The 11,156-nt window shown below is 60.4% G+C and carries 9 protein-coding genes; 8 read left to right on the top strand and 1 reads right to left on the bottom strand.

The window, feature by feature from the left end; all coding sequences use genetic code 11:
* The first annotated feature begins 6 nt into the window (after nucleotides 1-6).
* The 4 genes from FPZ61_RS09240 to FPZ61_RS09225 all read left to right on the top strand — a co-directional run bounded on the left by FPZ61_RS09240 (nucleotide 7) and on the right by FPZ61_RS09225 (nucleotide 6,449).
* Complete coding sequence (locus FPZ61_RS09240) at nucleotides 7-534, top strand: hypothetical protein (protein WP_185464660.1); 528 nt, start codon at nucleotides 7-9, stop codon at nucleotides 532-534.
* Between the two features lies 1 nt (nucleotide 535).
* The gene (locus FPZ61_RS09235; RefSeq protein WP_185464661.1) at nucleotides 536-2,041 is read left to right on the top strand and encodes a hypothetical protein; all 1,506 of its coding nucleotides are present in this window, start codon (nucleotides 536-538) and stop codon (nucleotides 2,039-2,041) included.
* A gap of 726 nt (nucleotides 2,042-2,767) precedes the next feature.
* The gene (locus tag FPZ61_RS09230) at nucleotides 2,768-5,392 is read left to right on the top strand and encodes a hypothetical protein (RefSeq protein ID WP_185474811.1); all 2,625 of its coding nucleotides are present in this window, start codon (nucleotides 2,768-2,770) and stop codon (nucleotides 5,390-5,392) included.
* Nucleotides 5,393-5,489: 97 nt separating this feature from the next.
* Entirely contained in the window at nucleotides 5,490-6,449 is a 960-nt protein-coding gene (locus FPZ61_RS09225) for a hypothetical protein (protein WP_185474810.1), read from the top strand.
* Between the two features lies 1 nt (nucleotide 6,450).
* Here FPZ61_RS09225 and FPZ61_RS09220 read toward each other — a convergent pair whose 3' ends face one another.
* On the bottom strand, nucleotides 6,451-7,164 hold the full coding sequence (locus FPZ61_RS09220; RefSeq protein ID WP_185464664.1) for a hypothetical protein: 714 nt from the start codon (nucleotides 7,162-7,164) through the stop codon (nucleotides 6,451-6,453).
* Between the two features lie 205 nt (nucleotides 7,165-7,369).
* Between FPZ61_RS09220 and FPZ61_RS09215 the strand changes: the two genes are divergently transcribed.
* From FPZ61_RS09215 to FPZ61_RS09200, 4 genes are all read left to right on the top strand, one after another.
* Nucleotides 7,370-8,971 carry a hypothetical protein gene (locus tag FPZ61_RS09215; protein ID WP_185474809.1) on the top strand — a complete coding sequence of 534 codons (1,602 nt, stop codon included), beginning with the start codon at nucleotides 7,370-7,372 and terminating at the stop codon, nucleotides 8,969-8,971.
* Nucleotides 8,972-9,072: 101 nt separating this feature from the next.
* The gene (locus tag FPZ61_RS09210; protein ID WP_185464666.1) at nucleotides 9,073-9,576 is read left to right on the top strand and encodes a flagellar motor protein; all 504 of its coding nucleotides are present in this window, start codon (nucleotides 9,073-9,075) and stop codon (nucleotides 9,574-9,576) included.
* Nucleotide 9,577: 1 nt separating this feature from the next.
* Nucleotides 9,578-10,246 carry a hypothetical protein gene (locus FPZ61_RS09205; protein ID WP_185464667.1) on the top strand — a complete coding sequence of 223 codons (669 nt, stop codon included), beginning with the start codon at nucleotides 9,578-9,580 and terminating at the stop codon, nucleotides 10,244-10,246.
* 596 nt (nucleotides 10,247-10,842) lie between these two features.
* Nucleotides 10,843-11,037, top strand: coding sequence for a hypothetical protein (locus tag FPZ61_RS09200; protein ID WP_185464668.1), 195 nt, complete (start codon nucleotides 10,843-10,845; stop codon nucleotides 11,035-11,037).
* Nucleotides 11,038-11,156 lie beyond the last annotated feature (119 nt).

The raw sequence follows: 11,156 nt of genomic DNA, 5'->3' as shown, positions 1-11,156 counted from the left end.
TCCTCGATGCGATCCACTCAGTACATCTGGCTTGGGGTCACCTTTGCTTTTGGCATCCTCTGGGTTTTCATAATCCAGAACTTGCTCTTCCTCAACGTCTTCTCTGCTCTGCTGGGTCAGGACCTAAATGTGTTCCTGCCCCAGGTCAGCAGTCCATCCTTCACCGTGCTCTGGTTCAGCTGCATCACCGCCCTGTTCATCTGGATCTTCATCACCTGGAACGGGAAGCCCCGCAATGGCGCTGAAGTAAGGAGAATGCAGCCGCTATGGTGGATCTCCACTATCCTGCTGGTCTTGCTGGGGTGGTTCTATCAGCTGTTATTCACTGTGCTCATCTGGCAGATCCAGGTGACATCACCAGTCGAGGGGAGCGGGGTGAACTATTACCCCTTGCCGCCAGGAGGCTGGTTGTTGGTGATGGTCTTCGTGGTATTCAACGTGCTGATCCTGTTCTGGCTACCCACCCTGCTGGCCTCGCCCCGCACCTACAGGTTCGTGGTGCCGGGTGCCGTCCGTCTGCTGGGAGGGCGCTGAGATGAGCCTGTTCGCCATCGGTGTGGGAGGCAGCGGGGCCAAGTGTCTGGAAGCCCTCTGCCATCTCCATGCCTGCGGTCTCCTGCAGTCCGGTACCGGCCAGCCACTCCGCCTAGGCACCTTCCTGGTCGAACCCGATCAACAGAGCACACTCCTGGCCCGCGCCCAGACGGCCATCGTCCGCTACGACAAGATGCGGGCCCTGTTGGGAAACAAGGCTGAGAGCTTCGCCCGCGGAGAGCTGCGCAACTACGGCACTTGGAGCCCCCTGAGCACGGCGTCGGGGGCCATCAGCCTCGATCAGGTGTTCCCCAAGGCGGTGCTCCGCACCCAGGCCAGTGGCCTTGCGGCGCTGTTCGACTGCTTGTTCCCACCGGAGGAACAGAGCGCTGAACTGGACGTGGGCTTCCGTGGACGACCGCCGATCGGCTCGGCGGTGATGAGCCGCGTCAGCCTCGCCAGCGAAGCTCAGACCGGGCAGTGGCAACAGATGCTCAGTGATATCCAGGCTGCAGCCGGTGCTGGGGAAGCTCCGACCATCCACCTCTTCGGCAGCGTCTTCGGAGGAACGGGAGCCTCGGGAGTGCCCACACTCGGGCAGATGCTCAAGTCCTGGCTCGGGGAGCTCGGCCTTACCAGCGTCCACGTCAACGCCTCGCTGCTGCTGCCCTACTTCGATTTCGAGGGCCAGGGCCAGGAGGGCACCGGCGTCCATGCCGAAGCCCGCAACTTCCAGCTCAACACCGATGCCGCCCTGCAGTATCTACGCAGCAGCGGCACCACCTGCTTCGATCATGTGTACCTGATCGGCAGCGACATCAAGGCCCGCTACGGCTTCAGCATCGGTGGCCGCTCCCAGAGCAATGCCGCCCATGTGGTGGAGTTGCTTGCGGCGCTGGGGTTGCGCCACAGCCTGCAGCCGGTAGCTGAGGACGCCTATGCCTATGTGCTCAGCCGTGCCGCACCCAACCAGATCAGCTGGAACGACATTCCCGACAATGAGGCCGTCGGCCAGGGGCTCTCACGCGGCGCCCGTTTCGCGGTGGCCTGGCTGAACAACTTCAGTCTCGAACTTGATACGGCCCAGAAGCTGTCAATGGGCGCTTTCCTCAGTGGGGCACCCTGGGCGCGTCAGTTCTTTCAACCGAGCGGCAAGGCCACGGGCACCCAGGGAGGCCGCCCCAGCATCCGTAGCACTGAGGAACTGAACCTCAAGTCGGCGATCGACGCTTACAGCGAAACCCTGCTGCAATGGCTCAACCAGTTCAGCAGCAACACGGGCGAGGGCTTCAACCAGGAGCTTTTCACCCCCAGCCTGCTTCAGCGCAATCCCAGCTATGAGAACGCCCTGAGCCGAGTCGTAAGAGGTTCAGCGCGACCAACGAAGGAGGAGCGTCAGGACATGGCCGAGGACATCAAGGTCCGTATGGACAAGCTGTCTCCCAAGGAGATTCCCCATAACGGTGTGGCAGGCCTGGCCGACACCCTCTGGTCTCTCAGCTTCTGACTCCCCACCACCACAACCGCCGCCATGGCTCCTGACAACACCTCAGAAAACATCCTTCAGTTCCCCTGGTTCCCCAAAACCGACCCGCCCTTGGCGGGCGGCTCACGCTCGGGTGAGTGGCAGGGCCGCGACCAGCAGACCCTTGGCACCATTGCCAACAGCCTCGTTTACGAGGTGGCGAGCAGCCGAGTGAATTCCCTGCCCTCCCCCTGGTCGCGGGCGCTGCAGTTCGAGCAGGCGGTGCTCAATCCCCGCTATCCAACCCGCGCAGCCCTGCTTGAGGAACTCTTCGGCTGCTTCGCCACCGTGGCCCTGTGGGAGATGTATGGCCTCAAGCTGGAGGCGGAGCGGGTAGCTCTGGCGGAGCACATAGGGAGGCAGGACGAAGCTGTGGGCCCCTTCGCCCGCAGCCTGTTCGGATCAACACCCAACGGCGATAAAGCGCTCTTCGCGCTGTCAGATGGCAGCAACCCCTGGGAGATCCTGCACGTTCTCAGGGTGAACGGGGTGGTGATCGGCTTCACTTCACCGACCACGGTGCTCTGTCCGGCGGTCCATCTGTCCGCCTCGATTCCGGGTATGAAGTGGACAGCTGAAGGCCGCTTCCGCGTCCCCACCAGCTTCCTGGGAGCCCAGCACCGTCAGGCGCTGGCTGGTTGGCTCAGCCATGTGAGCCAGGGCATTCTCACAGCCCCTGACCTCCACAGTCAGACGACGGTCTCCCAGATGGCCGAGGTGTTGAGCGGCTTTATGCAGCGGCTCAGCACCAACGGGGTCTTCGACCCCATTCTCTCCGACAACCCGATCGCCAGCCTGCCGCCGCGCCCCACGGCAGTGTCACTACTGAAGCGGGCCGCCAAAGGGGGGGCCAGCCCTAGCAACGCCGAGCTGGCACTGGGGGATCGCCGGGAACGCCCCCTGCCGCAGTCTCCCCCCCAAAGTCGCCCGGTGATCCTGCTCGATCCGGAGATGCCCAATCGTCTGGGGCTTCCTGCCAACGAAATCACGCTTTATGAAGCGGCGACACTTGAATCGGTGGGATTCGCCAAAGACCAGCTCCTGCGGCTCTATGGCGGCAAGATCGAAGTCCTCACGCCCGATGACATCTTCCTGCCGGAGCTCTACCTGCTGCCTGGAGAATCGGCGCTTGTCAATTCTTGGTTGCCGAGTCACCTGGAAGGACAGCCGCTGGTGAACGGCAGTGCCGTCACGCCACTGCTGCCACTTCAGGAGCGAATGCGCGAGCTGTTCAGCAGCGTCGAACTTTCCAGGAGTTGCACCCTGAGGGTGGTGCAGACCGGCGGAGGCATGGCGATCAACGTGACGCTGATGCTGCCACTCAAGGGCCAACGAGATCTTTACCCGATCAGCCGTTCCTTCCCGATCAAGGAGCAGAACCTAATCGATCAGGATCTGCCAGTAATCATGCTCTGGCCGAACATCCCCGACATGAGCTGGAAGAGCTTCTATATCTTCTGCGAGGACAGCAGCACGGGCCTTACCGTTGATGGCTTCAGCGACTATGAGCTCAACACGGGCCGCGAAGCGCAGGAAAACGTCAAGTACTTCACCTGCCAGCGCTTCCCCGACCTGATCAAGTTGATTGAGAGGAGCCAGGTATGCGGTCTGATCCCGGTCAATCCTCCTCCCCCGCCGGGAAACGCATCAGCGGCCTGGCGCGTGGGGATCGACTTCGGCACCTCCTTCACCAACTTCTTCATCAACGATGGCTCAGGACCGGCCCGCAAACCCCTGGAGACTCGCGTCATTCCCCTGATGCTGGCTCAGAAAGAGACCCAGCTGAACCTGCTCTACAAGTTCTTCATCCCGGAGACACTGCTTCCCAAGGATTCCAATCCCCCGACCTCAACCGCCCTGAACACCCACGGCTGGCAGGAGGTCAGAGGGAAGGTTCCCGAGCTCTACCACCAGGCCCGGGTTCAATGGCCCAGCACCAATACCTTGGCGCTACGGGGAGCTGGCGTGCACACGGGATTCAAGTGGCGCCAGCCGAACTACCAGAGGCCCTTCCTTAAGGAACTGGCTCTGCTGATTAGCAGCAATGCCGCCACAGGTGGCGCGGCGGAAGTGAACTGGTCGGTGTCGTACCCCAGCGCTTTTTCTCCGAATGAAGCGCGCAACTACCGGCGCCTGTGGGGAGACCTCTGCCAGGACCTGACAACCCTGACTGGGCTGAGGCATCAACTGTTGGAGGATGGTGGCGAAGGAGGCCTGCAAACCGAGGCCGTGGCCTTCGCCAGTTATTTCGGCAACTATCTCGCTCGTCAGATGGTTCACACCGCTTGCCTGGATGTGGGCGGCGGTACCACCGACATCAGCATCTGGCAGGAGAATGCTCTGCTGCACCAGGTCTCCATCCCATTCGCCGGACGCAACATATGCACAAGCATTCTTCAATCAAAGCCGTCCTTCATCCGCTTTCTGTTTGCCCCCGGAATCACCGGAGACATCACTGACGACGATGCCAAGCTTCGCCAGGATCCAAATTTCAACAGCTGGCTGGACAATTGTCTGCGCTACGCGTCCGATGAGCTGCTGCGGGATCGCATGCCCATTCATCGGGCCGAGCAGGACAAGCAGCTGTTGGCCTTCGTGAGCCTGATGGCAGTGAGTTTTGGTGGGATATACCACTACCTCGGATTGGTTCTCAAAGCCCTGGCGAGGGAGGGCCGCCTGCAAAGACAGGCTCCAGTTCCGGTCTACCTGGGGGGCAATGGCGCCCGTTTCATCAACTGGCTGGATGAGAGTGGGGCCTTCTCCACAGGCTGCGATGCCGACACCTTGATGGAGGAACTGCAACGCATGAGCTCAGGATTTCCCGATAGTCGCCAGGGACCTGCCGACACAACACTCTCCAATGCCTTCAAAGATGAGACGGCTTGCGGCCTGATCAGCAAAGGAGTCAACCTGACGGGTGACTTTGACCCCAGAAAAGACCCCATGATCACTGGTGAGGAGCTGGCTATCAATGGCAAGGTCTTTGGACCACTGGATCGCATTGACTTCCCGGATGAAGCCAAGACTGATGAAGACAAGGATGATAAACCCACGTCTGTTGAAAGCTACGAGCTGGGTAGTCTCACAGAATTGCGTCGGTTTGTGAGCAACTACGATGATGCTCTTAAAGCCTCACGAATCAACAGCCTCCTGCCCATCCGCACGCTCATCTCCCTCGACAAGCTCTGGGATGAGGTGGAGATCCAGGCGCGCGCCATCTGCCTCGAGAAGCTCAACCAGGAGATCAGCGATCTTGAGCCGGAACCTGGTTTCGTAATCGGACTGCGCGCCCTGATCAACACCCTTGCCCGGCAGTGGGCAGAGCGTTTCTGAACATCCCCCATCTGGCATTTCCCCTTGCACCATGCAGCCCTTGAAGCTCCAAGTTCCCCCCTCGCCTCTGCGGCTGATTCTGGCTGGAGCCACGGCGATGTTGATAGCCCTTGCACTTCCTGCCCTGGCGCAGAATGAGAACTCTCCCCCCCCCGCTGATCCTGATACACCCTTCCCGGAGCAGAGTGAGAACCAACCGCCACTGCCTGCCGTTCAGCCCCCTGCGGTCCGACACTCAGTTGATGCCTGGGACATCACCTGGAAAGTCATCGCAGGACTTGGCCTGCTGTCTGGAATGAGTGCTTTGGCTTTGGACTGGTATGTCCTTCGTCCAAGTCGAGTAGACGCAAGACGGCGGTTGAAAAAGCTTGATGAAAACGTACGAAATATGATGCACTCCCCTGACGGTTTGGTTGCTCTCAAGAAGCTGATGACCTGGCACGAGCAGAAGGCAGGTGAAGTGGCGCTGAAGATCTCTCTCCAAGAAGAAACCTACAAGAGAGAACTCGGAGAGCAACAAGACAGAATTGCCAATCTGGCCAAACAACTACAGTTGCTCAGGCAACATTATCTAGTCCAAAGCACATTCCCTTCTACTCCGTCACCTACTGAATCTCAGTCATCACATATCGATTCTCTCCTTCCGGTACCACCCCCGCCGGTCTCCCATGCCGATGAGGTGACTGCTGCTTATACCTCAGCCGTGCTGAGCAACGACAGAAGTCGCATCAGGAGTATGACCAAGGCAGAACTCAATATCACACAGGAATCCGAGGATGCCTTGACGCGTGGCACATCGATCTTCAACACCCAGTTGCACAATGTCCCTGGGGGTGGGAGCTATCTTCTGATTGAGCGTGGAAGCAAGAACTGGATCTGCCCCACTGCTCAGACCCTCTGCGGTTTCACGACGAACAAACCTCAGAAGGGGATATTTGAGTACGAGGAGAGCGCCTCAACGTCCTCAGCTGAACTGAGGGAACCGGCCGAAGTTCAGGAGATCCGCGAGGGGGTTTGGGAGGTCATCAACAAAGGGGTTGTGCTGGTACCGTCCTGATTCAGCCGGTTGTCCCTTCCAGCCTGGCGATGCGACGTTCCAGGTTGGCCAATCTCTCAGCGGTGCTGACCCTGAGGGGATCGGGGTTCACGCTCAAGAGCCCCTTCTGCCTGAGCTGCCAGCGCCGCCCATGCACCACCACCATGGCACTGGCCGGTTCGATGAGCTGCAGCAAGGCTGGCAATTCCTTTACCCCTTCGATGGCGTAGAGCCGCTCCAGGGATTCCAGTTGCGTTCTGCGCTCCAGTGTTCCCGGCCGGGGCACCAGCAGCCAAACCCCATCCAGGGCTTCCAGCGCCCAGGTGGTGCCCTGCACAAACATCTCCAGCTCCACCTCCTCGATCTCACCGCTGAGGGTACGTGCACTGACGCTGCAGGGACGACTGAAGGGTTCCAGCAGAGCCGGCGTGCTCGCATACACATCAAGAATGTCCTCCAGGGGCAGATTGATAGCCGGCACGACTCGCTCTTCACTACCAGGGCGCACGGGCAACCCTGGTGTCATCTGCGTGCGAGAAGATACCAGGGCGCCATCACTGAGATCGACCAGTTGTTTCTCCAGCCACTCAATGCGCTCTTGGAGATCAACCACATCAGCAGCGACGTTGTCGAAACTGCGTGTGAGCTTCTTCTCGGTGGTAATGAAGCTGTCACTGAGCTTTTTGACGCTGCTCAGCAGGAACTTGAGAGATTCGACAATCTTGCTTTCTTCCATGGTCGGCGTCCTTACCGAGCCCCCCCCTTGGTAACTCATCCTAACAAAAGCCTGTGGCGTTGCTTGAGGCGTCAGCGCAGCCAGCGCTGACCAATCGATTTAGGCATGGTGGAGGGCAAACATCTACTATATCAGTCACACAACACGACCAGATTTTGTCGCCCCCTTCAGCCTGATGGATGTTCTTATCAACCTCTCGAAAGTCGTGATCCTGCTTTTGATGGTGGCGGTGGCATTCGTGGCGATTGGCCTTTCCGGCCAGCTGGCGCGTCTGACCATGCCGCTGGCGGCCAGGCTGGCCCAGCTCCACCAGGACGACTCGGAAGCTCCGGAGCTTGGTGATCGCCTTGAGCGAATCAAGAACCGTTACATCGCGTTGCTGTCTCATGTCGATCAGGTCGATGCGGCCGAATTCAGCGCCGGCGAGATCGAGACCATCTCCCTGCCCTTCGTCTTCCGTCAGATCACAGCTGCGTCGGCCCAGAGCTGGCTGCGGCAGGCCCCGGGCATCCTGATCTCCCTGGGCCTTCTGGGTACCTTTGCAGGCCTGACTATCGGCCTGAGCGAGATTGCTGGAGCCCTGGCGAAGAATGCCAGCACGGAAGAAACAATGACAGCCCTCTCAGGCATAGTTGCACCCATGGGGGCTGCATTTCAGACGAGCCTGCTGGGTCTGTTTCTGAGTTTGCTGGTGCTGATCTGGACGCAGATCGTCGGCACCAGGAACTGCCTGGAGCGCTGCGAAGCACTGCTGAGCAGCTGGCTGGAGACCGTGCTTCCCCAGCAGCTCGACAGCAAGGTGATGGCTCCCCTGCGCAAGTCGATTCAGGACTTAAATAAGTCAGCTGGCGACCTGCCCCTGGCCGTCTATAACGCGGTCGAGTCGGCCATGAAGGATGCCTTTTCCGCCAAGCTTAAGGAGATCTTCGACGTGAATACCAGCCTGACCTCCCAGGCCCAGATTGCCGTTCGACAGCTGGGAAGCGTGGCCAACGCCTTCAACGAGAGCGGGCAGGATTTCGTGCAGGCCGCCCAGGCCTTTCGCGACACCGACTTCGCCACGACCCTGCAGCAATCGGTGCAGAGCCTGCAGGAGTCACAGGAACAGATCACAGCCAGCTCAGATGGCCTCAGTGCTCGCCTTGTCGATGTGCGAGATTCACTGATGTCCACCCAGGCGGAGTGGAAGCTGCTCGCCAAGACCGCGGAGACAGAACTGCAGTCCTGCCGACTGGCCAGCCAGCAGATTCAGAAGGAGATCCAGTCCCTGCAGCAGGCGAGCATGTCTCTGGACCAGAGCAACCAGTCTGCTGTTGAATCCAGTAAGCAGCTCCGAGAAGCCCGCCTGGAGGTCATGCGCGATCGCAAACTTGCGCTGGAGGTTGCCGAATCCGTCCGCGCTCGCCTAGCCGCCGATGCCTCCGTTGCCGAAAGCTGCCAGGTGTTCGCCTCTGCCCTTGAGACCGCGCTCAGCAACTGGAACCGCAATGTGGTGCGTCTCGATGACCTCACCAGCGCCTTCGTGACCACTGTGCAGAACGCCAAGCTCGAGGATGACGCCTTGCTGGCCGAGCGCAGCAAGCATGCCCGCGAGACCATCGAGCAACTGACTAACCAGTTGCAGCAGGATCTTGGTGCTGCGATCGACACCCAGCGATCCGCGCTGGCTCAACTTGATCAGCCGACCCTTTACGCCCAGAACCTAAGCCAGGGGCTTGTCCAACTACTCGGGGATCTGGAGTCCCGCCTTCTCAACCTGGCATCCCTTGCGCGGCTCGATGGCCGAGATGCTGATAGAGGCCGTTGATGATGGCTCGCTCTAGCCGGCGCTCCCGAGACAGCGACACGAATTATTGGATCGGTTACACCGATCTGCTCAGCAACAGCCTTCTAATCCTTCTGCTGACCGTGGCCGTCGCTGCCCTGGCTCGGGCCAGTAATGAAAAACCACCCCTCGTCCCCCTGACGGAGCGGGAGTCCTTTCGCTTCACCACAGGCAGCTATGTGCTCGGTCCCGACTTCAGAAGAGCCCTGGATCGCCGTTTGCCGGAAATCCGCGAGATCATCAAGAAGTACCGAATCGACAGCGTAGAAGTCATAGGCCACACCGATGGTCAGCCCTCGCCAGGGATGAGCAACCTCGATCTGCTGATGCCGAAGGCCAGTAGCTCCTCCGCTCTCAGCGGCTTTAATGCAGGCTCGAACACGGATTTAGGGCTGCTCCGCGCCCTAGCGGTTGCCCATGAGCTCAGGGCCAGGCTTGATCCCAATGGCAAGCAGGGGTTGATCATCCGCCCCTATTCCGCCGGTAGCCTGATCGCTGCGGATGGTCGTTATGCTCCCGCCGACACGAAGGATCGAGCTGAGCGGCGTCGCATCGAGCTTCGCTTCACGCGTCAGGAGGACCGTTGAGATGGCCGCTACACCCTCACCTCTCGATCGCCTGCTGCAACTGGAGCGAGACATCGAGCAGCTTCAGGCCCATACGGCCCTGCCCGCTCCACCGCTGGGTCCGCCCGGCGAATCTCCGGCCCGAAGGCCATGGCCAGTGGATGAGCTCCTGCTCACCCGGCTGGTGCGCCGTTCCCCTCAGGCTCTGGCGGCCTACCAGGCTCCGGCAGAGCTCACCCCCACTGCTCAGCGCGGCCTTCGCCTCACCGTGGCAGAGACCGACTCGGTGTTCCAACTCTGCGAGCTCACCAGTGGTGACGCAGTCGTCTGGGTTCAGGCTGATCCTCCGTCTTGGTTGTTGGAGAGCGAGTCCTTCCATCAGATCTTCCCCAGGCCCGAAGGCCTGGAGGGGCCACAGGATCTGGTGTTGCAGTCGCTCCCAGTCTTCAAGCCGGTGGTGCGAGGTCAACGGTGGACTCTGTTCAGTCCAGGCCAGATGGTGCCCCGCCATCGTCCTTTCCCCGAACAGGAGAAGCAGACGATGCTCCTGCGCCGGCTGGAAAATCTCGAGCGTCGGGTGAGCCAGCAGATGACCCGGCAGGAGAGCGAGCTCAACGAGCTTCGCTCTCAACTGCGGGTCCAGCAGGATCTGCTCAGCCGCCTGTTGAGGATCTCGGAGACTCAGTCATGAGCCAGAGCGAGCGCCGGGGAGATCCCGAGGACATCGTCGCTCGCGCCGAAGAGCTGCTCCATGAGCTCGACCAACCCACGCCCCAGCCACCATCTCCATCTCTCGAGACATCCGATTCAAAAGGGCCACCTGGCCGCATCAACAGGCCTCCAGGCCCTCCTCCTGGTCCCTCAGCGTCAACTAGTCGTTTTCCAGCATCCCCCCTGACGCGGCCGGGCGTCCCTTGGTCCTTTCTGCTGGGCTCTTTGACGGGGTTCTTGGTGATGGCGGTTGGGCTCGCCTCCCTGAACAGGAGCGTGACGAACACCAGTGATTCCTCCTCTCCAGAAAGGAATCTTGCACCAACGACCGAGAGCCGCCGCGATACCAATGAAACGGAGGCTCGTGCACCCGCTGAGATCCAGCCCCCTGAGAGGTCTGCCGCTGAGCGGCCGCTCCCACCACAGGAGACAGTTAGCCCCTCCTCTTCGGCTAGCTCTAGAGATGGATCTGTTTGGGAGCCCTGTACCTTTCGTAGCTACCGCGATGCCAGCGCCAAGGAACTGCCCTGCGAAGCCAGCGCCCTCACCAACAGCAACGGCCACACCGTCTACAACGTGCGTTGGGCTGACGGCTACCGCAGCACTTACGTGTTCTGGAACAATGGCGCGGTGGAGATCTTCAGCAAGGACGGCCAGGGCAAAGCCGATCGGAACCTCGGGCATTTCTCGCGGCGGAGCGATGGGGTCGAGGTGGTGAGTAGCCAGGGCAGCGTCACCGTCCTTGCGGGGCTGGATCCTGTGGAGAACTGAGCAGCGAGGGATCAAGAGCGCCCCGGCATGAAAAGCCCCACGTCGCGACAGGAGATTAAGCCAGACCCAAAGAGATTGCGTGAAGGGAGATGCAGGTGCAAGCTACGAGGGTCAATCTT

The organism is Synechococcus sp. BSA11S, assembly GCF_014224355.1.
GTDB lineage: Bacteria > Cyanobacteriota > Cyanobacteriia > PCC-6307 > Cyanobiaceae > Regnicoccus_A.
The sequence above is the reverse complement of the archived record's forward strand: the minus strand, read 5'-3'. Positions and strand labels throughout refer to the sequence as shown.

Excerpts from the sequence above, each read along its gene's own strand:
- FPZ61_RS09230 (WP_185474811.1), top strand. The coding sequence starts at position 2,768 with ATGGCCGAGGTGTTGAGCGGCTTTATGCAGCGGCTCAGCACCAACGGG.
- FPZ61_RS09220 (WP_185464664.1), bottom strand. The coding sequence starts at position 7,164 with ATGGAAGAAAGCAAGATTGTCGAATCTCTCAAGTTCCTGCTGAGCAGC.
- FPZ61_RS09240 (WP_185464660.1), top strand. The coding sequence starts at position 7 with ATGCGATCCACTCAGTACATCTGGCTTGGGGTCACCTTTGCTTTTGGC.
- FPZ61_RS09225 (WP_185474810.1), top strand. The coding sequence starts at position 5,490 with ATGTTGATAGCCCTTGCACTTCCTGCCCTGGCGCAGAATGAGAACTCT.
- FPZ61_RS09235 (WP_185464661.1), top strand. The coding sequence starts at position 536 with ATGAGCCTGTTCGCCATCGGTGTGGGAGGCAGCGGGGCCAAGTGTCTG.
- FPZ61_RS09205 (WP_185464667.1), top strand. The coding sequence starts at position 9,578 with ATGGCCGCTACACCCTCACCTCTCGATCGCCTGCTGCAACTGGAGCGA.